The organism is Bradyrhizobium sp. GW821-FHT12B03 (genome assembly GCF_058807535.1).
Window position 1 is genome coordinate 471,949 of sequence record NZ_JBXAQU010000002.1, and the last position, 23,952, is coordinate 495,900.

At 67.2% G+C, this 23,952-nt stretch carries 24 protein-coding genes and 2 riboswitches; of the genes, 18 read left to right on the top strand and 6 right to left on the bottom strand.

All coding sequences use genetic code 11. From position 1 onward, the window contains the following. Positions 1–4 precede the first annotated feature (4 nt). Positions 5–1,693 carry a ShlB/FhaC/HecB family hemolysin secretion/activation protein gene (locus AC1RUR_RS06150; protein ID WP_492842197.1) on the top strand — a complete coding sequence of 563 codons (1,689 nt, stop codon included), beginning with the start codon at positions 5–7 and terminating at the stop codon, positions 1,691–1,693. Between the two features lie 18 nt (positions 1,694–1,711). Here AC1RUR_RS06150 and bluB read toward each other — a convergent pair whose 3' ends face one another. Genes bluB through cobU form a run of 3 tightly spaced genes read right to left on the bottom strand, consistent with a single transcriptional unit; the run spans position 1,712 to position 3,631 of the window. Next, a complete protein-coding gene (bluB, locus tag AC1RUR_RS06155; RefSeq protein WP_492842198.1) occupies positions 1,712–2,344 on the bottom strand; it encodes a 5,6-dimethylbenzimidazole synthase in 633 nt (210 codons plus the stop codon). A gap of 4 nt (positions 2,345–2,348) precedes the next feature. After that, positions 2,349–3,131, bottom strand: coding sequence for an adenosylcobinamide-GDP ribazoletransferase (cobS, locus tag AC1RUR_RS06160; protein WP_492842199.1), 783 nt, complete (start codon positions 3,129–3,131; stop codon positions 2,349–2,351). Continuing rightward, positions 3,128–3,631: a bifunctional adenosylcobinamide kinase/adenosylcobinamide-phosphate guanylyltransferase gene (cobU, locus tag AC1RUR_RS06165; protein WP_492842200.1), complete on the bottom strand. Its 504-nt coding sequence runs from the start codon at positions 3,629–3,631 to the stop codon at positions 3,128–3,130. Before cobU ends, cobS begins: the two co-directional genes overlap by 4 nt. Positions 3,632–3,758: 127 nt before the next feature. Between cobU and cbiB the strand changes: the two genes are divergently transcribed. Next, the gene (gene cbiB / locus AC1RUR_RS06170) at positions 3,759–4,700 is read left to right on the top strand and encodes an adenosylcobinamide-phosphate synthase CbiB (RefSeq protein WP_492842201.1); all 942 of its coding nucleotides are present in this window, start codon (positions 3,759–3,761) and stop codon (positions 4,698–4,700) included. A gap of 11 nt (positions 4,701–4,711) precedes the next feature. Continuing rightward, positions 4,712–5,677, top strand: a complete 966-nt coding sequence (gene cobD, locus AC1RUR_RS06175) for a threonine-phosphate decarboxylase CobD (RefSeq protein WP_492842202.1) — start codon at positions 4,712–4,714, stop codon at positions 5,675–5,677. Here the strand turns inward: cobD and AC1RUR_RS06180 are convergent. Both AC1RUR_RS06180 and cobO read right to left on the bottom strand, forming a co-directional pair. Continuing rightward, positions 5,666–7,114 carry a cobyric acid synthase gene (locus AC1RUR_RS06180; RefSeq protein ID WP_492842203.1) on the bottom strand — a complete coding sequence of 483 codons (1,449 nt, stop codon included), beginning with the start codon at positions 7,112–7,114 and terminating at the stop codon, positions 5,666–5,668. The two genes, cobD and AC1RUR_RS06180, sit on opposite strands and share 12 nt — an antisense overlap. 11 nt (positions 7,115–7,125) lie before the next feature. Beyond that, on the bottom strand, positions 7,126–7,761 hold the full coding sequence (gene cobO, locus AC1RUR_RS06185; protein WP_492842204.1) for a cob(I)yrinic acid a,c-diamide adenosyltransferase: 636 nt from the start codon (positions 7,759–7,761) through the stop codon (positions 7,126–7,128). A 40-nt stretch (positions 7,762–7,801) separates the two neighbouring features. Then, positions 7,802–8,022, top strand: a riboswitch (cobalamin riboswitch). A 95-nt stretch (positions 8,023–8,117) separates the two neighbouring features. Between cobO and AC1RUR_RS06190 the strand changes: the two genes are divergently transcribed. Genes AC1RUR_RS06190 through cobJ form a run of 7 tightly spaced genes read left to right on the top strand, consistent with a single transcriptional unit; the run spans position 8,118 to position 16,025 of the window. Next, entirely contained in the window at positions 8,118–8,492 is a 375-nt protein-coding gene (locus tag AC1RUR_RS06190; protein ID WP_492842205.1) for a DUF1636 family protein, read from the top strand. Next, positions 8,489–9,523, top strand: coding sequence for a cobalamin biosynthesis protein CobW (gene cobW / locus AC1RUR_RS06195; RefSeq protein WP_492842206.1), 1,035 nt, complete (start codon positions 8,489–8,491; stop codon positions 9,521–9,523). Before AC1RUR_RS06190 ends, cobW begins: the two co-directional genes overlap by 4 nt. After that, positions 9,523–12,771, top strand: a complete 3,249-nt coding sequence (gene cobN / locus AC1RUR_RS06200) for a cobaltochelatase subunit CobN (RefSeq protein ID WP_492842207.1) — start codon at positions 9,523–9,525, stop codon at positions 12,769–12,771. The genes cobW and cobN overlap by 1 nt, the downstream gene beginning before the upstream one ends. Beyond that, entirely contained in the window at positions 12,768–13,931 is a 1,164-nt protein-coding gene (cobG, locus tag AC1RUR_RS06205; RefSeq protein WP_492842208.1) for a precorrin-3B synthase, read from the top strand. Before cobN ends, cobG begins: the two co-directional genes overlap by 4 nt. After that, on the top strand, positions 13,931–14,560 hold the full coding sequence (locus AC1RUR_RS06210) for a precorrin-8X methylmutase (RefSeq protein WP_492842209.1): 630 nt from the start codon (positions 13,931–13,933) through the stop codon (positions 14,558–14,560). Before cobG ends, AC1RUR_RS06210 begins: the two co-directional genes overlap by 1 nt. 2 nt (positions 14,561–14,562) lie before the next feature. After that, positions 14,563–15,294, top strand: coding sequence for a precorrin-2 C(20)-methyltransferase (locus tag AC1RUR_RS06215; protein ID WP_492842210.1), 732 nt, complete (start codon positions 14,563–14,565; stop codon positions 15,292–15,294). Then, positions 15,291–16,025, top strand: coding sequence for a precorrin-3B C(17)-methyltransferase (cobJ, locus tag AC1RUR_RS06220; RefSeq protein WP_492842211.1), 735 nt, complete (start codon positions 15,291–15,293; stop codon positions 16,023–16,025). The genes AC1RUR_RS06215 and cobJ overlap by 4 nt, the downstream gene beginning before the upstream one ends. Here cobJ and AC1RUR_RS06225 read toward each other — a convergent pair. Continuing rightward, the gene (locus tag AC1RUR_RS06225) at positions 16,001–16,747 is read right to left on the bottom strand and encodes a cobalt-precorrin-6A reductase (RefSeq protein ID WP_492842212.1); all 747 of its coding nucleotides are present in this window, start codon (positions 16,745–16,747) and stop codon (positions 16,001–16,003) included. The genes cobJ and AC1RUR_RS06225 overlap by 25 nt on opposite strands. On the opposite strand from AC1RUR_RS06225, the gene cbiE reads away from it, so the two are divergent. The 8 genes from cbiE to cobT all read left to right on the top strand — a co-directional run bounded on the left by cbiE (position 16,746) and on the right by cobT (position 23,948). Then, positions 16,746–17,927 carry a precorrin-6y C5,15-methyltransferase (decarboxylating) subunit CbiE gene (gene cbiE / locus AC1RUR_RS06230; RefSeq protein WP_492842213.1) on the top strand — a complete coding sequence of 394 codons (1,182 nt, stop codon included), beginning with the start codon at positions 16,746–16,748 and terminating at the stop codon, positions 17,925–17,927. The genes AC1RUR_RS06225 and cbiE overlap by 2 nt on opposite strands. Next, positions 17,924–18,292: a cobalamin biosynthesis protein gene (locus AC1RUR_RS06235; protein ID WP_492842214.1), complete on the top strand. Its 369-nt coding sequence runs from the start codon at positions 17,924–17,926 to the stop codon at positions 18,290–18,292. The genes cbiE and AC1RUR_RS06235 overlap by 4 nt, the downstream gene beginning before the upstream one ends. Continuing rightward, entirely contained in the window at positions 18,289–19,071 is a 783-nt protein-coding gene (cobM, locus tag AC1RUR_RS06240; protein ID WP_492842215.1) for a precorrin-4 C(11)-methyltransferase, read from the top strand. The genes AC1RUR_RS06235 and cobM overlap by 4 nt, the downstream gene beginning before the upstream one ends. Further along, entirely contained in the window at positions 19,071–20,381 is a 1,311-nt protein-coding gene (locus AC1RUR_RS06245; protein ID WP_492842216.1) for a cobyrinic acid a,c-diamide synthase CobB, read from the top strand. Before cobM ends, AC1RUR_RS06245 begins: the two co-directional genes overlap by 1 nt. Continuing rightward, positions 20,378–21,109, top strand: coding sequence for a uroporphyrinogen-III C-methyltransferase (gene cobA / locus AC1RUR_RS06250; RefSeq protein ID WP_492842217.1), 732 nt, complete (start codon positions 20,378–20,380; stop codon positions 21,107–21,109). The genes AC1RUR_RS06245 and cobA overlap by 4 nt, the downstream gene beginning before the upstream one ends. Positions 21,110–21,154: 45 nt before the next feature. After that, positions 21,155–21,374, top strand: a riboswitch (cobalamin riboswitch). Positions 21,375–21,411: 37 nt separating this feature from the next. Continuing rightward, complete coding sequence (locus tag AC1RUR_RS06255; RefSeq protein ID WP_492842218.1) at positions 21,412–22,089, top strand: energy-coupling factor ABC transporter permease; 678 nt, start codon at positions 21,412–21,414, stop codon at positions 22,087–22,089. Between the two features lie 46 nt (positions 22,090–22,135). Further along, entirely contained in the window at positions 22,136–22,885 is a 750-nt protein-coding gene (gene cobF / locus AC1RUR_RS06260) for a precorrin-6A synthase (deacetylating) (RefSeq protein ID WP_492842219.1), read from the top strand. Between the two features lie 10 nt (positions 22,886–22,895). Continuing rightward, complete coding sequence (gene cobT, locus AC1RUR_RS06265; protein WP_492842220.1) at positions 22,896–23,948, top strand: nicotinate-nucleotide--dimethylbenzimidazole phosphoribosyltransferase; 1,053 nt, start codon at positions 22,896–22,898, stop codon at positions 23,946–23,948. Positions 23,949–23,952: the final 4 nt, after the last annotated feature.

The window sequence follows — 23,952 nt, forward strand, 5'->3', positions numbered from 1 at the left end:
CGGGATGCGGGTTTGGGCGGCAGCATTGGGAGTCGGGCTTGCGGCTTGCTGTATCGCGTCCGCGCGCGCACAGTCGATCAATCCCGGCGTGATCCAGAACGACATCGACCGGCAGCGCCGCCAGCTCGAACAGCAGAGCGCGCCGCCCAAGCTCAACGGGCCGGCGGTGACCGGCGGAGAGCGGGAAAAATCCCAGCTCCTCAAGCCGGGCGGACCAAAATTCCGCCTGCGCAAGGTCGAGTTTGACTCTTCGAAATTCATCACACCGGCGGAGCTGGATGAGATTGCCAAGAAGTATGTCGGCAAGAATGTCGATATCGCTTCGCTGTTGCAGCTCGTCGCCGACATCAACGCCGTCTACACCGCGCGCGGCATCGTCACGGGCATCGCGACGCTGCCGGAGCAGGATGCCAAGGGCGGTGTAGTCAAGATCAAGCTGACCGAGGGCCGGCTCCAGAAGACGACCATCGAGGGCAACAAGCAGACTCGCACCGATTACATCCTTCAGCGGGTGAAGGAGCCGGAAGGAGAGATTCTCGACGTTCCAAAACTCAACCGCGACGTGATCTGGTTCAACCGGACCAACGACGTGCAGATCAAGGCGCTGCTCCAGCCCGGCACGAGCTTCGGCCTCACCGATCTCCAGTTCGCGGTGATCGAGCCGCCGATCGACACCTTGCAGCTCTTTACCGACAACCAGGGGGTCGAGAACACCGGGCGCTGGGAGGGCGGAGCCTTCTACAAGCGCCACGGCCTGTTCGGCGTCGACGACCGCCTGACCTTCTACGGTGTGCGCTCCGACGGCAATCTCAACGGCAACGTCGCCTACAGCATCCCGGTCAATCCCTGGGGCGGCCGCGCCGGCGTCAGCTACACCGAAGGCAAGATCAAGATCATCCAGGGACCGTTCGTCGCGCTCGACGTCACCGGACGTTCGAGCCAGGCCGCGGTCAATTTCAGCCAACCGCTCTGGGTGACGCAGGACTGGCTGGTGCTGTTCAATGCCGCCGAGACCGAAGGCAAGACGGTCAGCCGCTTCGCCACCGTCGACGTCACCAACGACCACTACAACAAGGCGACGGCTGGCGTTTCGGTGACGAAGTCGGGCAACACCTATTCGGTCACGGTCTCGCCGGCGGTGAACTACATCACCTGGCATGACTATGTGCTCGGCAACAACCGCGCGTTCAACACCTATACCGGCTCCCTGATTGCGACCAGCGCCGCAGGGCCTCAGAATTTCAGCGCGAATGTGCTGGCGAGCTGGCAGTACACGCAGGAAAAACTGCTGCCGGGCGACCAGATCTTCTCGATCGGCGGCCCGACCACCGTGCGGGGCTATCCCTCCAACGCGGCGTCCGGCGACAGCGGCTATTATTTCAACGCCGAACTGCACTACAACTGGTCGTCGTGGCTCAAAGGCTTCGACACCTACATCTTCACCGACTGGGGCGCAGTGTATTCGACATTCCCCGGGGTCACCGAACTGGGCTCGGTCGGCGTCGGCTTCTCCTGGACCTACGCGCCATTCATGACATTCGAGGCCAATTACGCGACGCCGCTGAAGATGGCCGTCTCGACCCAGAACCACTACGAGGCCTATGGCCGCATCATCTTCCGGCCGCTGTTGATGTTCCAGAAGCAGGAAAGCCCGGCGCCGATGGCGGCGGTTGCCGGCAAGAGCAAGTCGTAGGGCGCATTTGCTGCCTCCTTAGCGCCGCAGCGTGAATTCGTCCGCGCCGCGCCGGTGTTCCCATTTCGCCTGCTCCAGCTCGGGCTGGTCGTATTCGACTTCCGGATAGCCGATGCAGAGATAAGCGATGAATTTCCAGGATTGTGGCACGTCGAGAATGGCGTGGATGCGGTCCGGATTCAGGATCGATACCCAGCCGAGGCCGATGCCCTCGGCGCGCGCGGCGAGCCACATCGCGGTGATCGCGGCGACGACTGAATATTCCGTCGTCTCCGGCATGGTCGCGCGGCCGAGTCCGTGCCCGATGTCGCTGGCCTTGTCCGCGAACACGGCGAGGTGGCCGGGGGACTGTTCGAGGCCCGATAATTTCAGCGTCGCATAGCGCGCTGCGCGCTCGCCCGAATAGCAGTTCAGCGCGTCTCTGTTGCACGCCCTGAAGTCGTCGATGACGGCGCGCCGCCGCGCGGCGTCATCGACGGTGACGAAGCGCCAGGGCTGGCTGAGGCCGACCGAGGGCGAGAGGCAGGCGGTTTCGATCAGACGTTCCACCGCGCCGTCAGGCAAAGGATCGGTGCGAAAGCGGCGCACGTCACGGCGCCACACGAACAGCTCGCGCAAGTGGCGGCGGAAGGTGTCGTCGAACTCGACCATGGGGTCAGTGTCCCATCTGGAAGGCCGCGGCAACCAGCAGGATCGCGATCTCGCCCAGCTGCTCGAAGGCGCCGAGAATGTCGCCGGTCTGCCCGCCGATCTGGCGGACGGCAAGCTGCGCCAGCATCAAGCCGGCGAGCGACAGCAGGATCAGGCCGACCAGCGCCTTGCCCGGTCCAAGTGCGAGGGCGAGCGCGAGAGTTCCAACCGCGAAGGCAATGGCGACGCTGCGGCCTGGCGGCGCTCCGGCACTTGCCGACAGGCCATCAGGTCGTGCCGGTGGCACCAGCGACATGAAAGCCGGCACGCCCGCCCGGGCTGCAGCATGCGCAGCGCATAGCGCCAGCGTGACGGCCCAGGGATTGGCGATCGTCGCGAGCGCGCTCCAGCGCAGCCCGAACGACAGGATCAACGCACAGACGCCATAGGTGCCGATCCGGCTGTCGCGCATGATCTCGAGCTTGCGCTCGCGCGTGCGGCCACCGCCGAGCCCGTCGGCGGTGTCCGCGAGGCCGTCCTCGTGCAACGCCCCGGTGATGAGGGCGGTCGTGGCCAGTGCGAGCAGGGCGGCAAGGTTCGGCGTCAGTCCGAACCGGCTGGCGATCTTGTAGACGAACGCGCCGGCAAGGCCGACCAGCAGTCCGGCGACGGGCAGGGCCCAGGTCGCGCGCGCGATCGCGCCATCACCGGCTGACGTTGACGATCCGACCGGCAGGAGCGTGACGAACGAGGCCGCGATCCTGAGATCCGCGACGATGTCTCGCAGAAGTTCAGCGCGCGGCATCATTTCAGCTTCATCGGCAGACCCGCGACCACGAACTCGACCTCGTCGGCAACGCCGGCGAACGTCTGGTTCATGATCCCGGCAGCATCGCGATAGGCGCGCGCCAGCGCGTTGTCGGGCACGATTCCGAGGCCGACCTCGTTGGTGACCATGATGACCGGACTGCGCAAGCGAGGCAGGACCTCGGCGAGGTGCGTCACCTCGCGCGACCAGTCGCGTTCGGAATGCAGCAGGTTGGACAGCCAGAGCGTCAGGCAATCGACCAGTCTTGCGCCGCCGCCCTCGGTTTCGACCAGCGCCTGCACCAGGTCGAGCGGCGCCTCGCGCTCGATCCAGTCGGCTCCGCGTCGCGCGCGATGCTTTGCGATGCGATCCTCCATTTCGGCGTCGAGCGCCTCGGCCGTGGCGATATAGACGGGCGGCCCCGGAAAGGTCTGCGCCCGCGTCTCCGCACGCCGGCTCTTGCCCGATCGCGCTCCGCCCGTGATCAAGATGACGGCCATCAAAGTCTCCTGTCGGCCAGCACTAATCACCAAACGGGGCCAAAGACAAAGCCGAAATCAGGCGGGCAGGGGCTTGCACTCGGCCGCCGTCTTGCGCAACAGGGGCGGAGCGAGACGGGAGATTTATGTGGGTTTTGCGGGGGCGATGGTGGTGGCGATGGCGGTGGATGCCCTGTTGGGCTGGCCGTCATGGCTATTCGCGCGGATCGGCCATCCCGTGACCTGGCTCGGACGGCTGATCACGGGCATCGACACCGCCTGGAATCGCGCGTCCGATCCGCCGGCCCGTCGCCGCGCCGCGGGCATTGCCGGAACGTTCCTTGTGATTGCGGTCTCGGTCGTGCTCGGCTGGGCGCTTCAGTCCCTGCTTCCCTCGGGCTGGATCGAGATCGTGCTGGTGGGTGTCCTGTCCTGGCCGCTGGTCGCGCTGCGCTCGCTGCATGATCATGTCGCGGCTGTCGCGAGACCCTTGCAGGCCGGCGACATCGCCGGCGCACGCGAGGCAGTCGCGCGCATCGTCGGCCGTGATCCCGCCGCGCTCGATGAAGCCGGCATCACGCGCGCGGCGATCGAGAGTCTTGCGGAAAACGCCTCCGACGGTATCGTCGCGCCCGTGTTCTGGGGCGCGCTGTTCGGTCTGCCCGGCATTTTGGGTTACAAGGCCATCAACACGCTCGACTCCATGATCGGGCACCGCAGCGAACGGTACGAAGCCTTTGGCTGGGCGGCGGCGCGGATCGACGATGTCGCCAACTTCATTCCGGCGCGGCTGACTGGATTCTTTTTCGTGCTGCTGGCACCAAAACGCTCCGAGGCACTGTCGTGCATGACGCGCGATGCGCGCCGTCACCGCTCGCCCAATGCCGGCTGGCCGGAAGCCGCGATGGCCGGCGCGCTCGGCGTGCGGCTCAGCGGCCCCCGCATCTATCACGGCAGCATCTCGAACGAGCCCTGGCTGAATGAAGCTGGGCGCGATCCGCTCGCCGCCGATATCACTCGGGGATTGACGGTCTATCGCCGCGCCATGCTGCTGCTCGCAGGCCTCCTTGCGATCCTCAGCTTCGCGTGAAAGAACAGGACATGCGCGAGCACGGTGGAAATCTCGATCTGGCCCAGCAGCATTTCGGCGGGCGCGCCGAGGACTGGATCGATCTGTCGACGGGGATCAACCGGCTGCCTTATCCGGTGGGCGAGGTGAGTTCGCGCGCGTGGAGCGCGCTGCCGTCACGTGCCGAAATCGATGCCCTGCATCAGGCGGCGCGGCACGCCTACCGCACAACTGCGCCGCTCGTTGCGATGGGCGGCGCGCAGGCCGCTATTCAACTGCTGCCGCAACTTGGGGCGCGTGGCCGCGCCCGCATCCTCGCGCCGACCTACAACGAATATGCCGGCGTCCTGTCGGCTGCCGGTTGGGATGTCCAGGAGGTCGGGGATCTTGACGCCCTCGCAGGAGCGGACCTCGCCATCGTCGTCAATCCCAACAACCCCGATGGCCGTTGCCATGCGCCGACGGACCTACTCGCACAGCTGCCACGCGTCGGCCGTCTCGTCATCGACGAGAGCTTTGCCGATGCTGTTCCGCAGCTGTCGCTCGCGCCGGAAGCGGATCGGCCGGGGCTGCTGATCCTGCGTTCGTTCGGAAAGTTTTATGGCCTTGCCGGTCTGCGGCTTGGATTTGCAATCGGCGATACGGCCGACATCGCAAAGCTCGCGGCTGCGGCGGGTCCATGGCCGGTCTCGGGCGCGGCGATCGCGATCGGCGCCCGCGCCTTGCGTGACGATGCCTGGGGCGAGGCCACCTCAACGCGACTTGCGCGCGATTGTTTGCGTCTCGATGAGATGGTGCGAGGGCAGGGCTGGGCGCTCGTTGGTGGCGCATCGTTATTTCGTCTCTACGAAACCCCTGACGCGCTGGCTGCGCAGAAGAAGCTGGCGCATGGCCACATCTGGTCGCGCGTGTTCGCGAAGGAGCCGACATGGCTGCGGCTCGGGCTCCCCGGCAGCGAAGCCGAATGGACACGCCTTGCCGAGGTGCTAGCGCGCTAGCGCGAGCAGGCCTTCGAGGTCGAGATGCTTTTCGATGTGATCGGCGAGGGCATCGAGCGCGCTCTCGACCCTGGCGTGATAGGGCTCTTCGCCCGCGGGAATGTCGAGCTTCGCCAGATACGCCTTGCGGAAATCGTCCGACGTGAAGAGGCCGTGCAGATAGCTGCCCTGCACGCGTCCATCGCTTGAGATCGCGCCTTCCGGCTCGCCGTTCAGTGTCGCGAACGGGCGCACGCGATCCGGCCCGTCTGTGCGGCCGATGTGGATTTCGTAAGCCTCGATTGGCTGGTCTGTGGCGGCATGCATAGCCGCGACACGCGTCAGCGTTTTTTGCGGGCTCATCACCGTCTCCACGTCCAGAAGCCCGAGGCCCGCCGTCTCGCCGGCAGGGCCTTCGATGCCGTCGGGGTCGGCGACACTGCGGCCGAGCATCTGATAGCCGCCGCAGAGGCCGAGGATGTGGCCGCCGCGGCGATAATGCGCCAGGAGATCGATGTCCCAACCCTGCGCACGCAGGAAGGCGAGGTCGCCGCGGGTGGATTTGGAGCCGGGGATGATGACGAGCCTCACGTCGCCGGGAATGGCTTCGCCCGGACGCACCATCACGAGATCGATGCCGGGCTCGAGCTTGAGCGGATCGAGATCGTCGAAATTGGCGACCCGCGACAGCGCGAGACAGGCGATCTTGCATTGGCCCGGCTTGCGCGCATCGCTGAGGCCCAGCGCGTCCTCGGCCGGCAGTTCGCCGGCGCGTGCAAACCAGGGCAGCACGCCAAAGCCGCGCCAGGACGTTTTCTGCTCGATCAGCTTGTAGCCGTCGTCGAACAGCGTGGGATCGCCGCGGAACTTGTTGATGACAAAACCCTGGATCATCGCAGCATCGTCAGGGTCGATCACCGTCTTGATGCCGACGAGCTGGGCAATGACACCGCCGCGGTCGATGTCGCCGACCAGCACGACGGGGACGTCGGCCTTGCGCGCAAAGCCCATATTGGCGATGTCGGCCTTGCGCAAATTGACCTCGGCCGGGCTGCCGGCGCCTTCGACCAGCACGAGATCAGCGCGCGCCTTCAGCCGCTCGAAGCTCTCAAGCACCGCGCCCATCAGCGATGGCTTCATCGCCGCATAGTCGCGCGCACGCGCGGTCGCGATGCGTTTGCCGTGGACGATCACCTGCGCGCCGATATCGGTCTCGGGCTTGAGCAGCACCGGGTTCATGTCGGTGTGCGGCTCGACGCCGGCGGCGAGGGCTTGCAGCGCTTGTGCGCGGCCGATCTCGCCGCCATCGACGGTCACGGCCGCATTGTTCGACATGTTCTGCGGCTTGAAGGGAAGCACGCGCAAGCCGCGCCGCGTGAAGGCGCGCGCGAGACCGGCGACGATGAGCGATTTGCCCACGTCCGAGCCGGCCCCCTGGATCATCAATGCACGCGCCATCGCGAATATCTTCAGAACTCGACCCCGGCTTGCGCCTTGATGCCGGAGCGGAACGGATGCTTGACCAGGGTCATCTCGGTGACGAGGTCGGCGATCTCGATCAGCTCGTCCTTGGCGTTACGCCCGGTGAGCACGACATGCGTCATCGGCGGCTTCGAGGTCGTCAGGAATTCGACCACCTCGGCGATATCGAGATAGTCGTAGCGCAGCGCGATGTTGATCTCGTCGAGCACGACCATGCGCAAATCCGGGTCGAGGATCAGCTGCTTCGCCTTCTCCCAGCCAGCGCGCGCGGCCGCGATGTCGCGGGTGCGGTCCTGTGTTTCCCAGGTAAAGCCTTCGCCCATGGCGTGGAACTGGCAGAGATCGCCGAAATGGCCGGTGAGCAGGCGCCGCTCGCCCGTATCCCAGGCGCCCTTGATGAACTGCACCACCGCGCAGGGGAAGCCATGGGCGACGCAGCGGACGATCATGCCGAAGGCGGAGGAGGACTTGCCCTTGCCGGCGCCGGTGTGGACGATGATGAGGCCCTTTTCGCCACTCTTGGTCGCCATGATCTTGTCGCGGGCGGCCTTCTTCTTCGCCATTTTCTGGGCGTGGCGGGCGTCGGTTTCCTCGCCCGTTTGGGTATCCGGTTCAGGCGTCATCGGTCCCGGTCCTTCGGCTTGACAAGAGGCGGCCAGGGGCAAATGGTGACCTGGCGTTGGTTCCTGTCCTATGACAGGCGAAGAGGGAATGCGATAGGGTCCGAATCGGCAAGATTTGGATCCAAAATGCAGCCGCCCCCGCGACCGTGACCGGAGAGATGCCCGAAGCCACTGATCCCCCAGGGGGTCGGGAAGGCGGGGATCGAAGGGCGCAAGCCCTGCTCCGCAAGCCGGGAGACCTGCCAGCGCGGACGATTTTGGACCGGCGGACGGGGTGTTCCGCGACGGGGAAACGGACCCTCGCAAGACCGGTTCGTGGGCCTCTTCGCCTCCCGCTGTTTATTTTGGAAGAGGCGATGACCGTCACACTTCACGTCTGCATTACCTGCCGTGCCGGCGAGACGCCAGGCGAGGGCGAAGTCACGCCGGGCAAGCGCCTTCACGGCGCGATCGTCGAGGCTGGCGTGCCTGATGGCGTCAATGTGGTTCCCGTCGAATGCCTGTCGGCCTGCAGCCAGGGCTGCTCGGTTGCGCTCAGCGCGCCCGGTCGCTGGTCCTATGTCTATGGTCGCCTGTCGGATGCCAACGCGCGCGACGTGATCGCGGGCGCCGCGGCCTATGCGGCCGCGCCCGACGGCCTCGTGCCCTGGCGCAGCCGCCCCGAGATCTTCCGCAAGCAGTCGCTTGCGCGCATTCCCCCTATTGCCGCGTTGCCGGAGGCCGCCGAATGAACTCGCTCGCAAAAGTCCCGGTGACCGTGGTGACCGGCTTTCTCGGGTCCGGCAAGACGACGCTGATCCAGCATCTGCTCGCCAATCCCAACGGCAAGAAGCTCGCCGTGCTCGTCAACGAATTCGGCAGCGAGGGTGTCGACGGCGAAATCCTGAAGTCCTGTGCCGATGCCAATTGCCCGGAAGAGAACATCATCGAACTCGCCAACGGTTGCATCTGCTGCACCGTCGCCGACGATTTCATTCCGACCATGGAAAAGCTGCTGGCGCGGCCGGTCCGGCCCGATCACATCCTGATCGAGACCTCGGGGCTGGCGTTGCCCAAGCCGCTGCTGAAGGCGTTCGACTGGCCGGAGATCCGCTCGCGCATCACGGTGGACGGCGTGATCGCGCTGGCCGATGCCGAGGCCGTCGCCGCCGGCCGCTTCGCGCCGGATCCGGCCGCGGTGGAAGCGCAGCGTGCGGCGGACGAGAATCTCGATCACGAGACGCCGCTGTCGGAAGTGTTCGAGGACCAGATCGCCTGCGCCGACATCGTGCTGCTGACCAAGGCTGATCTTGCCGGCGCGGCAGGCCTCGAAGCAGCGAAGGCGGTGATCACCGCCGAGATGCCGCGTCGCGTGCCGATGCTGTCAGTCACCGATGGTGCGATCGATGCGCGCGTCATCCTTGGCCTCGGCGCTGCCGCCGAAAACGATCTTGCCGCGCGCCCCTCGCACCACGATGGCGAGGAGGACCACGAGCACGACGATTTCGCCTCCGTCGTGATCGATCTTCCTGAGGTTGCCGACATCGACGCGCTGGTTGCATCGGTGCAGCGTCTTTCGCGCGAGCAGAACGTGCTGCGCGTCAAGGGCTATATCGCGGTCGAAGGCAAGCCGATGCGCCTGCTGCTTCAGGCGGTCGGCGAACGCGTGCGTCACCAGTTCGACAAGCCCTGGGGCGCGATCGCGCGGCAGTCAAAGCTCGTCGTGATCGGCGAGCACGGCGATATCGACGAAGCCGCGATCAAAGCGGGACTTGGTGTCTGATGCACGTCGTCTTCCGCGAGAGCCGCGGTCTCGAGGAGACCGCGACGCCAAGGGACATCGGCCAGGACCCGGCCGATCTCGTGGTGCTCTCGTACTCGGATTCCGATCTTGCCGCGTTTGCGGCCGGCTGGCGGCGAGGCCAGAGCAACCTGCCGTCGCTGCGGCTGGCTAATCTGGCGGAACTGCGCCATCCGCTCTCGGTCGACACCTATATCGAGCGCACGCTTTCGCAGGCGCGCGGCATCCTGGTTCGCCTGATCGGCGGTGAGTCCTATTGGCCCTACGGCCTCGCTGCGCTCCAGCAACTTGCGAAGGCGCGCGGCATCGTGCTCGCGGTGCTGCCGGCCGATGGCCGTGACGACACGCGGCTCGATGCGTATTCGACACTGCCGGTCTCGACGCTGCGGCGGCTCAAGGTGCTCTGCGACACCGGTGGTCCGGTCGCGGCACAAGCGGCGATCGCGCAGCTTGCGCTGGCATCGGGTCTTTATGCCGGGCCGGTCGTCGGCGAGATGACCGTGCCGGAAATGGGCTTCTATGATCCCGCGCGCGGCGTCATCGCTGCGATCCCGGACGGCGAGGGCAGGCCGCGCGCGCTGGTGACCTTCTATCGCTCGTACCTCACCGCCGCGGACACCGGCCCGGTCGACGCGCTGATTGCCACGCTGCGCGAGCGGGGATTTGACACGTACGGCGTGTTCGTCACCTCGCTGAAGGCTACGGGCGTTGCAGATTGGCTCCGAGACCATCTTGCGAAAAATCCGCCGGCCGCGATCGTCAATGCGACGGCGTTCTCGGCGATGGGCGATGATGGCACGACACCGTTCGACGCTGCGCCGTGCCCGGCGTTCCAGGTCGCGCTCTCCACGGCGCGGCGCGAGGACTGGGTGGAATCGCTGCGCGGCCTGTCGCCCGGCGACCTCGCCATGCATGTGGTGCTGCCCGAGGTCGATGGCCGCCTGTTCGCGGGCGTCGTGAGTTTCAAATCGGCCGCGGAACGTGATCCCGATCTGCAATTTTCGTATCTTGCCCATCGCGCGGATGAAGAGCGCGTGAAGGCCGTTGCTGCGCGTGTCGCCGCCTGGCGACGGCTTGCAGAGAAGCCGGCTAATGAGAAGCGGCTGGCGATCGTGCTCTCCAATTATCCGGGCCGTCCGCACCAGATAGCGCATGCGGTTGGTCTCGATGCGCTGGCTTCGGTCGAAGCGTTGGTGTCTGATCTTGCCGAGGCCGGCTTCGATGTCGCGCCGGTGCATGCACTCGGCGAGACGCTGCTCAGGCAGAATTTGATCTGGAGTGTTGCCGACTACTGCGCCGCGCTCTCACGCCTGCCGCAAACCTTGCAGCATGATCTCGCGCGAGCCTGGGGCACGCCTGAGAGCGATCCGGGCTGTCGTGACGGCGCATTCCACTTCGCCGCGATCCAATGCGGACAGTCGATCATCGCAGTTCAACCCGAGCGTGGCGATACGGCCGCGCGCGAGGCCGACTATCACGATCTCGCCCGCACGCCGCGCCATGCCTATGTCGCGTTCTATCTCTGGCTCCGGGGGCAGGGCGTCGATGCCGTCGTACACATGGGTGCGCACGGCACGCTGGAATGGCTGCCCGGAAAATCCGTGGCGCTGTCGTCGAGCTGCTGGCCGGAAGCCCTGATCGGCGATCTCCCTGTCATCTATCCCTTCATCGTCAACGACCCCGGCGAAGCCGCGCAGGCCAAGCGGCGCATCGGCGCCGTCACCATCGGCCATCTGCCGCCGCCGCTTGCGGCATCCGCTGTCCCCGAGGGCCTGCGTCGGCTCGAACAGCTCCTCGACGAATATTCGACCGCTGACGGTCTCGATCCCGCCCGGCGCCATCGGCTGATCGCTGCGATCCGCGACGAGGCGCGCGGGGCCGGTCTCGAAGACGATCTCGGTCTCGATGCATCGGCAGCGCCAGCCGAGGCGATCCCGCGGATCGATCGCTTCGTCTGCGATCTCAAGGAAAGCCAGTTCGGCGACGGCCTGCACGTGTTCGGCCGCGGCGCCTGCGGCGACGCAGAGCGGGACGCGTTGCGCGCCGCGCTTGCGGGCCGACGTGTCGCGCCGGGGCCATCGGGCTCGCCCTATCGCGGGCGCCAGGACGTGCTGCCGACCGGGCGCAATCTCTTTGCCGTCGATCCGCGCGCAGTGCCGACGCCGTCGGCGCATGCGCATGGTATCAAGCTCGCGGAAGAGCTGCTTCGCCGCCACTTGCAGGATCACGGCGACTGGCCAAACGGCCTCGTGGTCGATCTGTGGGGCTCGGCGACGATGCGCACCGCCGGCGAGGAATTCGCGATGGCGCTGCATCTGGCGGGGCTTGCGCCGCGCTGGGATCACGCCTCCGGCCGTGTGACCGGCTATGACATCATCGCGCCGGCCGAGCTGGGGCGGCCCCGCATCGACGTCACGCTGCGGGTGTCGGGCCTGTTTCGCGATGTCTTCTCCGGCCTCGCTCAGTTGTTCGAGGCGGCGGCCGAAGCGCTCGCCGCACGCGAGGAGGAGGGCGACGAGAACCCATATCGCCACCGTGCGTCCCGCGTGTTCGCGCCCCGCCCCGGGCACTACGGCGTCGGCCTCTCCGCGATTCCCGATGCCTTCACGCCTGAAACGCGTGACGCCGCGGGCGAAGCCTGGCTGTCGGCCTCGTCATGGGCGTTCTCAGCCGATGGCGAGATCAAGCCCGATCGCGCCGGTATCGAACAGCGGCTCGCATCGGCCGATGCCTTCGTTCACGTCCAGGACTTGCCGGAAACCGATCTTCTGCTCGCGGCCGACTATGCCGCGCATGAAGCCGGCGTCGCCGCGGCAGCCGCACATCTCGGTGCAATTGCGCCGTCGCTCTATCATCTCGACGCGACGCGTCCCGACCGGCCGCAGGCGCGGACGCTGACGGAAGAAATCTCGCGCGTGGTCCGCGCGCGCGCGGCCAATCCGGCCTGGATCGCCGGCATGATGCGCCATGGCTTTCGCGGCGCCGCCGAGATCACGGCGACGCTCGAACACATGGCCGCCTTCGCCCATCTCGCCGGTGCCGTGCCGCCGCATCTGTTCGATCTGTACTATGATGCGACGCTCGGCAACGACGACGTCCGCGCCTTCATGGCCCGCGAAAATCCTGCGGCGCTCGCCGCGATGGAGACGTGCTTCACCCGTCTGCATGAGGCTTCACTCTGGCGAACGCGTCGCAATTCGATCGCGGCGGCGCTCAAGGAGGCGTCATGAGTGCGGCCAGGGTCAAGGGCTGGTGTCCCGGCGCGCTGCGCCCGATGCAATCGGGCGACGGGCTCGTGGTGCGCGTGCGCCCGTTCGGCGGCCGACTCGACGCGGCGCAGATCTCCGGACTGGCGCGTCTGGCCGAACGCCACGGCAACGGCCTGATCGACGTCACCAGCCGCGCCAATCTCCAGATCAGAGGTGTCAGCGAAAGCAGCCACCGGCTGCTGCTCGACGGTCTTTCGCAGCTGGCGCTGCTCGATCCCGATGCCAACACCGAGTCCCGGCGCAACATCCTGGTGACGCCGTTCTGGCGCGCGGGCGACGAGACGCAGGCGCTCGCCGCCGAGCTCGAGGAGGCGCTGGAGAACAGTGTGCTCGCGCTTCCGACGAAATTCGGCTTTGCCATCGATGACGGCACTTCGCGCGTGCTCGCCGGCGATTCCGCGGATGTGCGGATCGAGCGCGATCGCGCCGGTGGACTGCTGGTGCGGGCCAATGGCGCCAGCCTCGGCCGTTCCGTCCAACGCGGCGAGGCTGTGACCGCCGCGCTCACGCTCGCAAATTGGTTCGTGACGTCAGGCGGTGCCAGGGACGGGCGAGGGCGGATGGCCGCGCATCTTGCCGCTGGCGCAGCCCTGCCCGACGCGCTACGCGGCGAGGCCGAGCCGGTGCCGATCATGGCTGCGGCGCGCCCTGGCCTCTATCCGCAAGGCGCGATGGTCGGCGTCGCATTCGGGCAGATGCCGCATGCGACGCTCAAACAGTTCGCCGGCTGCGGACATGCGCTGCGCATGACGCCGTGGCGGATGGTCTTAAGCGAAGACAAGCGGACGATGCCATCTACGGCCGGTCTCATCACCGAGGCTTACGATCCGGCGCTGCGCGTCATCGCCTGTAGCGGCGCGCCGCGCTGCCGTGAAGCGCATGCCGACACCCGCGCGCTGGCGGCGGCCCTTGCGCCGAACATCGGCGCGGCCGCGCGGCTTCACGTCTCCGGCTGTGCCAAGGGCTGCGCTCATTCCGGCGCGGCTGCGATCACGCTGGTCGCGACCGGCGCGGGCTTCGATCTCGTCCGCGGCGGTTCGACGCGCGACGAGCCCATCCTGCGCGGCCTGGATCGCGACGACATCGTCGGCAATCCCTCCATCCTGATGGGAGGGCACTGATGCCGCACACTTACGAAACCGACGGCGCGGCGATCTACCGGCAATCCTTTGCGACCATCCGAGCCGAAGCCGATCTTGCCCGCTTCACGCCCGATGAGGAGCAGGTCGTGGTGCGGATGATCCATGCCGCCGGCATGGTGGGCCTGGAAGCGCATATCCGCTTCACATCGGGCATGGCGAGTGCCGCGCGCGGGGCGTTGCAGAAGGGCGCGCCGATCCTGTGCGATGCGCGCATGGTCTCCGAGGGAATTACGCGCGCGCGGCTTCCCGCTGCCAATGCCGTCATCTGCACCCTCGGCGACGCCGCCGTTCCGGCGCTGGCGCAGTCCATGCGCAACACGCGCTCGGCTGCGGCGCTCGAGCTGTGGCGGCCGCATCTGGATGGCGCGATCGTCGCGATCGGCAACGCGCCGACCGCGCTGTTTCATCTCCTCAACATGCTCGAGGACCGTGATTGCCCGCGGCCCGCGGCGATCATCGGTTGCCCCGTCGGCTTCGTTGGTGCTGCCGAATCCAAGGCGGCGCTGATGGCCGATCTACCGGTGCCGGCGCTGACGGTCGAAGGCCGCCTCGGTGGTTCCGCGATCACCGTTGCCGCCGTGAACGCGCTGGCGAGCCGGAGCGAATGACGATGGGACGCATCATCTGCTGCGGTCTCGGCCCCGGTGATCCTGACATGATGAGCGTGCGCGCCGATCGCACCGTGCGCAGCGCGCAGCATGTCGCCTATTTCCGCAAGAAGGGCAGGCCGGGCCAGGCGCGGCGCATCGTCGAAGGAATGCTCGCTGCCGACGTCATCGAATATCCCATGGAATATCCTGTGACGACCGAGATCGCTTTCGACAGTGCGGAATATGTCCAGCTGCTCGCCGGCTTCTACGACGAATGGGCCGAGCGCCTGGCGCGGCTCTCACGCGCGGTCGACGTGGTCGTGCTCTGTGAGGGCGATCCCTATTTTTACGGCTCCTTCATGCATCTGCACACGCGCTTGCAGGGCCGCGTCGAGATCGAGGTGATCGCGGGCATCCCCGGCATGGTCGGCTGCTGGAACGGCGTCGGCCAGCCGATCGCGCTCGGCGACGACGTGACGACGGTGCTGATGGGCACGCTTGCCGAAGACGAGCTGGAACGCCGCATGCGAGACTCCGATGCGCTGGTCATCATGAAGACCGGCCGTAATCTGGCGAAGGTACGCCGCGCACTCGCGTCCGCCGGCCGGCTGGGCGATGCCTGGCTGGTCGAGCGCGGCACCATGCCGGGCGAGCGCATCGCGCGGCTCGCCGAGATCGATGTCGCTGACTGCCCCTATTTCGCGATCGTGCTCGTGCACGGCAAGGGCCGGCATCCGGACGCCGCCGAATGACGGGCACGCTGACGATCGCGGGCCTCGGCCCGGGCAGCGACGCGCTGGTGACGCCAGAGGTCTCCGCCGCGCTGGCTTCCGCAACCGACATCCTGGGCTATGCGCCCTATGTCGCGCGCGTGCTGCCGCGACCGGGACTCACGCTGCATTCATCGGATAACCGCGAGGAACTGCAACGCGCGCGCGAGGCCCTGCGGCTTGCGGCTGAAGGCGGTCAGGTCGTCATCGTCTCCTCCGGCGATCCAGGCGTCTTTGCCATGGCATCGGCCGTGTTCGAGGCGCTCGAACAGGCGCCGCAATATCAGGCGCTGCCGATCCGCGTGCTGCCCGGCATCACCGCGATGCTGGCGGCGGCCGCGCGCGCCGGCGCACCCCTCGGGCATGATTTCTGCGCGATCAACCTTTCCGACAATCTCAAGCCGTGGGCGCTGATCGAGAAGCGCTTGCGACTGGCGGCGGACGCTGATTTTGCCATCGCGCTGTACAATCCGCGTTCGGCGAGCCGGCCGGAAGGATTTGGCCGCGCGCTCGCGGTGCTGACGGAGGCCGGTTGTGGCGATCGGCTCGTGATCTTTGCGCGCGCGATCAGCGCATCCGACGAGATGATCGAGACCGTGGCGCTGAACAAGGCGACACCCGAGATGGCCGACATGCGCACGCTGGTGATCGTCGGCAATTCGCAGACGCGCCGCGTCGGCCGCTGGGTCTATGCGCCGAGGCAGGTGCGATGACCGAGCCACCGCATGATCTCGGCCACGCTCTCGACCCGCTGGCGCCCGGGCAACTCCGGCCGCGCGATCATGATCACGGGAAGGCCCAGCATGCGGGCCGCGTCGATCTTGGCGCGTGCGCCATCGCCGCCGGAATTGCGGGCGACGATCCATGTGATGCCGCGCGTGCGGAGCATCTCAAGCTCGCCGTCGATCGTGAACGGTCCGCGCGACACGATGACGTCAGCAGGGAAGGGCAGCGGCGCTTCGGGCGGATCGACGAAGCGCAATGTGTAGGCGTGCTGCGGTTCGGCCGCAAACGGTGCGATATGCTGGCGGCCGATGGCGAGGAATACGTTTGCCGGGCTTTCCGGAAGCGCGGTCGCCGCAGCGTTGACGTCGGCAACTTCGATCCATTGGTCGACGGGCGTCCTCGTCCAGGGCGCGCGTTCCAGCGCGATCAAAGGCGTGGCGGTCTGCACGCACGCTTCAACCGCATTGCGGCTCATCTCGGCGGCGAAGGGATGCGTCGCGTCGATCACGTGCGTGATGCCTTCTTGGCGGATATAGTCCGCAAGCCCGCTCGCGCCGCCGAAGCCGCCGATGCGGGTCGGCAGCGGCTGATCGGCGGGCGCGCGGGTGCGACCGCCATAGGAATAGACGGCCTCAAGCCCTGCACGCGCGATCGCCGCTGCGAGCAAGCTCGCATCGGCTGTTCCGCCCAGAATGAGGGCGCGATTCATGGTTGATCCCTGGCTGACCATCATCGGTATCGGCGAAGATGGCCTTGCCGGGCTGTCGGAGGCAAGCCGAAAGGCGCTCGCCAAGGCAGAAACTGTCTTCGGCGGCGAGCGTCATCTTGCGCTTGCCGAAGTGGATGGTCGCGGCCGCCCGTGGCCGGTGCCGTTTGACGTAGACATCGTGATGAGTTGCCGCGGCCGGCCGACCGTGGTGCTGGCCTCCGGCGATCCGTTCTGGCATGGCGCTGGCGCAAGCTTGGCCGAGAGGCTCTATGGTGACGAATGGATTGCGTATCCGGCTCCCTCGACATTCTCGCTCGTTGCTGCGCGGCTTGGCTGGCGTCTCGAATCGGTCGCGTGCCTTGGACTTCATGCCGCACCATTCGAACGGTTGGTGCCGCATCTGGCGAAAAACGCGCGCATCATCTGTCTGGTGCGTGACGCAACGGCGGTCAGTGATCTCGCGAAATGGCTGACCGACCGCGGATGGGGGCCTTCACTCTTGTGGACTCTCGCTGCGCTTGGCGGTCCGCGCGAGAGCATCGACCAGCATCGCGCCGACCACTTTGTCAATGATCTCACTGAAAAGCTGATTGCGGTGGCATTGCAGGCGAGGGGAGCTCAGGGCATTCACCGCAGCTCGGGACTTTCAGACGATCTCTTTGTCCACGATGGCCAGATCACCAAGCGGCCGGTGCGCGCGCTCGCGCTCTCGGCGCTGGCGCCGCGCCCGGGTGAGCGGCTGTGGGACATCGGAGCCGGCTCTGGCTCGATCTCGATCGAGTGGGCGCTGTGCGGCGGGACCGCGACCGCAATCGAGGCGCGCGAGGATCGCGCGGATAACGTGCGCCGCAATGCAGCGGCGTTCGGGCTGACGCATCGGATTACTGCTGTCACAGCGAGGGCACCCGAAGCTCTTGCGGGGCTGGAGTCGCCGGACGCCGTCTTCATCGGCGGTGGTCTCGATGGCGCGATGTTCGATGCCATCTGGTCGCTGCTTCCGCGGGGTGCGCGGCTGGTTGCTCATTCAGTCACGCTGGAAACGGAAGCGCTGCTCGGCGAGCTGCACCAGCGTCATGGTGGCGAATTGATGCGGGTCGAGATCGCCCATGCCGGCCCGCTCGGCCGCTATCGATCCTGGGAGGCGGCGCGGCCCGTGGTGCAGTGGAGTGCGGTCCGATGAAGGTCGCCGGGCTCGGATTCAAGAAGGATGTCACGCTGGCTTCGCTGCGTGAGGCGCTCGTGGCGGCCGGCGGTCCCGCAGGCCTCGGCGCGGTGGCGACTATCAGCGACAAGGCCGACGCGGAAGCGCTACAACAGCTCGCGCGCGAATGTGGTGTGCCGATCAAGGCTGTTCCGGCCGACGTGCTGTCTAGCATCGATACGCCGACGCAGTCGAAGCTAGTTACGGAGAAGTTCGGCACGGGATCGGTCGCCGAAGCGGCCGCACTCGCAGCGGCGGGGCCGCATGCGCGGTTGATTGCGACTCGGGCGGTCTCGCAGGATCGTACCGCGACCGCGGCAATCGCGGAAGGAGACGGCGCATGACGGTGCATTTCATCGGCGCCGGGCCTGGCGCCCCCGATCTGCTGACGTTGCGCGGGCGCGACCTGATCGCGGCCTGCCCGGTCTGCCTCTATGCAGGTTCGTTGGTGCCCGAGGGCGTGCTGGCGCATTGCCCGCCGGGCGCGCGCATCGTCAACACCGCGCCGTTGTCACTTGATGAGATCATCGCGGAGATCGCCGCTGCGCATGCGGATGGCAAGGACGTTGCGCGGCTGCATTCCGGTGACCTCTCGATCTGGTCGGCGATGGGCGAGCAGCTCCGTCGTCTCCGCGCGCTCGGCATTCCCTATGCGGTGACGCCGGGCGTGCCGTCTTTCGCCGCTGCTGCGGCCGCGCTGGAGGCGGAGCTAACGCTGCCCGGTCTGGCCCAGACCGTGGTGCTGACGCGCACGCCGGGCCGCGCCAGCGCGATGCCCGAGGGCGAGAAGCTCGCCGCCTTCGCTGCGACTGGCGCAGTGCTCGCGATCCATCTGTCGATCCATCTGCTCGACAAGGTCATCGCCGAGCTGATGCCGCACTACGGCGCGGACTGCCCAGTCGCGATCGTCTGGCGCGCGAGCTGGCCGGACCAGCGTATCGTCCGCGCCACGCTGGCAACGCTCGATGCGGCTGTCGGCACCGAGATGGAGCGCGCCGCGCTCATTCTGATCGGCAAGACGCTGGGTTCGGCTCATTTTGACGAGAGCCGCCTCTATGCTGCCGATTACGACCGCCGCTATCGGCCTGTTGGCGCCGAGCCGCGCTTTCCGGAGGGGGCGTGATGCCCGCAAGCCTCGTCATCTCTGCGCCGGCCTCCGGCGTCGGCAAGACGACGCTGACGCTGGCGCTCGCCCGCGCCTGGCGCAATCGCGGCTTGAATGTGCAGTGCTTCAAGAGCGGGCCCGACTATATCGATCCTGCATTCCATGCCGCAGCGACGGGCCGCGCTTCCGTGAACGTCGATAGTTGGGCGATGGATCGCGGTGGAATCGCGCATCTCGTCAGCCGCGGTGCGGATGCCGATGTCGTGCTCGCCGAGGGCTCGATGGGCCTGTTCGACGGCGTCGCCGCGCGCGGTGTCTCGGGCACCGGTGCCACCGCCGATATCGCGGAGACGCTGGGCTGGCCGGTGGTTTTGGTGATCGATCCCTCCGGACAGGCGCAGACGGCGGCGGCAATCGCGGCGGGTCTTCGCGACTATCGCCCCGGCGTGCGCCTCGCTGGTGTCGTGCTCAACCGCGTCGCCAGCCCGCGCCATGAAGATCTCGTGCGGCGCGCGCTTGTTGATGCCGGCATCGCCGTGTTCGGCGCGCTGCCGCGTCATGCCGAGATCAACCTGCCGAAGCGGCATCTTGGCCTGGTACAGGCCGAGGAGCAGGCCGAGATCGGCAAGCTGATCGACGAGGCCGCGCGCTTCGTCGCCGAGCATGTCGATCTCGACGCGGTGCTGCGATCGGCTGCCAGCTGGTCGCCGCAACCTGCCGCGAACAGTCTTAATGTGACGCCGCCGGGCCAGCGTATTGCGCTTGCCCGTGATGCCGCGTTCTCCTTCGTCTATCCGCATATGCTGGAAGCCTGGCGCGCGGCGGGCGCCGAGATCGTTTCGTTCTCGCCGCTCGCCGATGAAGCGCCCGACGCGCGCGCCGATGTCTGCTGGCTGCCGGGCGGGTATCCCGAACTTCACGCGGGCAAGATCGCGGCGAATGCGCACTTTTGCAGCGGCTTGCGTGCCTTCGCCGAGGCGCGACCGGTGCATGGCGAATGCGGAGGGTATATGGTGCTGGGCGCAGGCCTCACCGACGCTGATGGCGTTCGTCACGAAATGGCTGGCCTGCTCGGCCTGGAGACGAGCTTCGCCAAACGCCGCATGCACCTGGGCTATCGTCTGGCCGCGCTCGCAGAGCCAATGCCGGGACATCACCCCGGCGCGCGCCTGCGCGGCCATGAGTTCCACTATTCGACCATTCTGGCCCAGCCCGATACGCCGCTCGCGGTCGTGCACGACGCGACCGGTACGGTCATCGCCGAGACCGGTTCGCGCCGGGGCAATGCCACCGGCACGTTCTTCCATCTGATCGCGGAGGACCGGTGAGCGGTTTTGTCTCCTTCATCTCCGCCGGTCCCGGCGATCCCGAGCTCCTCACGGTGAAGGGCGCCGCGCGGCTGCGCGAGGCCGACGTCGTGCTCTATGACGACCTCGCCTCCGGCGCGATCCTCGACCTCGCCCGGCCCGGCGCCAATCTCGTAGCGGTCGGGAAGCGGGCCGGGCGGCCCTCGACCAAGCAGCATCACGTCAACCGCCTGCTGGTCGACTATGCCGCGACTGGCGCGCGCGTGGTGCGGCTGAAGTCGGGCGATGCCGGCATCTTCGGCCGGCTCGAGGAGGAGCTCGCGACGCTGCGCGAAGCCGGCATCGGCTACGAAATCGTGCCCGGCGTCACCTCGGCCTGCGTGGCCGCTGCGCAAGCCGGCATCCCCCTGACCCGGCGCCACACCTCGCGCCGGGTGCAGTTCGTGACCGGGGCCGACGTCACCGGCGAGCTGCCGCAGAACCTGAACTGGGCGGCGCTGGCCGATCCGGAGGCGACGACCGTGGTCTATATGGGCCGGCGTACCTTTCCGGCGCTTGCCGCAAAATTGATTGCGCACGGCCTCGCGCCTACGACCCCGGCGCTGTTCGCCGAATCCCTCGGCCGGCCCGACGAGCGGCTGGTCCGCACCACCATTGTCGAGCTTGCCGAGCAGCTTGCGCGGGGCGGGGCGGCCTCGACGGCCGCCGTGATCCTGTTTGGCGCACTGGCGGGGGACTATCCGTCATGACGGCCACCTCCGCCGTTCGGCCCTTGACGCCCGGCTGGCGAAAGGGGCACACAGGACGGGCATGGTGCTCGAGGTGGCGCAAAGCGCCGGAGCATAATCGGGAATGGGGATGGGCGGACCCAGTTGTGGCGCCCAAAACCCCAGCCGCCCCCGCGACTGTAAGCGGTGAGGGGCTCCAATCAGCCACTGGGCCGCAAGGTCCGGGAAGGCCGGAGATCCCCAGTGAACCGCGAGCCAGGAGACCGGCCGTGCGTGTTTTGAGGCCAAGGCCGTCGGGTGTGACGGCAGGAAGGAACTGAACCATGCATATCGAACCCGGCGTCGTATCGGGCGCCAAGCTCGTATTGAGTTACGCAACCGGCATCGCCGTCGGCGGCGTTGCGTTGAAGCTCGCGGTCGAGACCGTGCGCGAGCAGGGCATCACGTCGTTCGCGGCGCGGACGCTCGCCACCACGGGCCTCGTGTTCGTCTTCTTCGAGATCCTGCCGCACTTCCCGGTCGGCGTCTCCGAGGTGCACTTCATCCTCGGCTCGACCTTGTTCCTGCTGTTCGGCGCTGCGCCCACGGCCTTCGGCCTTGCATTCGGACTGCTGTTCCAGGGCATCTTCTTCGAGCCGCCCGATCTGCCGCAATTCGGCATGAACGTCACGACGCTGCTGGTGCCGCTGTTCGGGATCCAGGCGATTGCCACGCGGATCATTGCCCGCAACACCGCCTATGTCGATCTGAGCTATCGCCAGGCGCTGGCGCTGTCGACGACCTACCAGGCCGGCGTCATCGCCTGGGTTGCGTTCTGGGCGCTCTATGGCTCCGGCTTCGGTGCGACCAACCTCGTCAACATCGCGACCTTCGCGGCCTCTTATGCGCTCGTCATCGTGATCGAGCCGCTGGCCGACCTCGGCGTGCTGGCGCTGGCGAAGTCGCTGCGCGGCGTCACCGCGCCCGGCCTCGTCACCCCGCGTTTGCATAACGCGGCCTGAGAGACAAGCGAACGGGCGGCCGTGATGGCCGCCCTTCGCGCTCACGATGCTCACGCTCTCCCTGATAGGCATCGGTTGCGGCGATCCCGAGCAGCTCACGCGCGCCGCGATTAGCGCAATCAATGCGGCTGATCTCGTCCTGATCCCTCGCAAGGGGACGACGAAGTCCGATCTGGCAGATTTGCGACGGACGATCTGCGCGGATGTGCTGACCAGCGACACCACGCGCATCGCCGAGTTCGATCTTCCCGTGCGCGACGCGGGCGAGGCGGACTACCGCAAGGGTGTGGACGATTGGCATGATGCGGTCGCCGCGACCTGGTCGCAGACGATCGCAAGCCATCTCGAAGGTGACGGCAGGGTCGCGCTGCTGATCTGGGGCGATCCCTCGCTCTACGATTCCTCGCTGCGCATCGCGCGGCGGCTCGATCCCTTGCCTGATATCGAGGTCGTGCCCGGCATCACCTCGATCCAGACGCTGTGCGCGGCGCATGCGCTGCCGCTCAACGACATCGGCGAGCCCTTTCTGGTTACGACAGGCCGCCGCTTGCGGGAAGGCGGGTGGCCGCAGGGTGTCGATACCGTGGTGGTGATGCTCGACGGCGGCACCGCATTCCAGTCGCTCGATCCCGCCGGGCTTCATATCTGGTGGGGCGCCTATCTCGGCATGCCCGATCAGATCATCATGTCCGGCGTCCTTACTGAAGTTGGCCCGCACATTGTCGCCCTCCGGCAGGAGGCGCGCGAGCGGAATGGCTGGATCATGGACAGCTACATTCTCAAGCGCAGGCCGTAAGCGAGGCAGCATGCTCCCCGAATGGGTCACCACAAAGTGCGCCGAGATATCCGTCGTCCATCGCGAGGCGGCGATCGTGCGGCAGGCGCAACTGACAAAGCCGACTGGCGCACTCGGCCGGCTCGAGCAGCTCGCGATCGAGCTCGCCGGCCTGCAAGCGACCGAGCAGCCCCGCGCGGCGCGCGTGCCGATCATCATCTTCGCCGGCGATCACGGCATTGTCGCGCAGGGCGTATCGGCCTATCCGCAGGAAGTGACCATCGCGATGATGGCGAATTTTGCCTCCGGCGGTGCCGCGATCTCGGTGTTGGCGCGTGAGCTCGGCTCCAGGCTCGAAGTCGTCGATGCCGGCACGCTGGCACAGGAGGCGATGCCGGGCATCATCACCGACAAGCCGCGCAATGGCACCCGCGATTTCAGCGTCGAGGCTGCGCTTACGCCCGCGGAGCTGGCGTTTGCTTTCGAAGCTGGCCAGCGCGCGGTCGCGCGCGCGGCGGCTAGCCAGCCCGATCTTCTGATCTTCGGCGAGATGGGCATCGGCAACACCACGACGTCGGCAGCGATCGCGGCGAGTCTGCTCGGTGTGAGCGCCGAGGAAATCGCGGGCAGCGGCACCGGCGTCGATGCCGCCGGCCGTGCGCACAAGGCGCGCGTGATCGATGCCGCGATTGCGCGTCACGGCGTTGCGGGTGCGTCGCCCGAAAAGATCCTGTGCGCCGTCGGCGGCCTCGAAATTGCGGCGATTTGCGGCGCCATCATTGCGGCTGCGCAAGCCCGCATCCCCGTGCTGATTGACGGCTTCATCGTCTCGGTTGCAGCGCTGGCAGCCGCGCGCCTCAATCCGTCGTGCCAGCCGTTCCAGCTCGCCTCGCATCAATCGGCGGAGCAGGGGCATCGGCTGGTGCTTCGCGCCCTGAACGTGCAGCCGCTGATCAGCCTCGATCTCAGGCTCGGCGAGGGATCGGGCGCCGCCATCGCGCTGCCGCTGGTGCGATCGGCTTGCGCGCTTCACAACGGCATGGCGACCTTCGCGCAGGCCAATGTGCCGGATCGCCCGGCCTGATCCG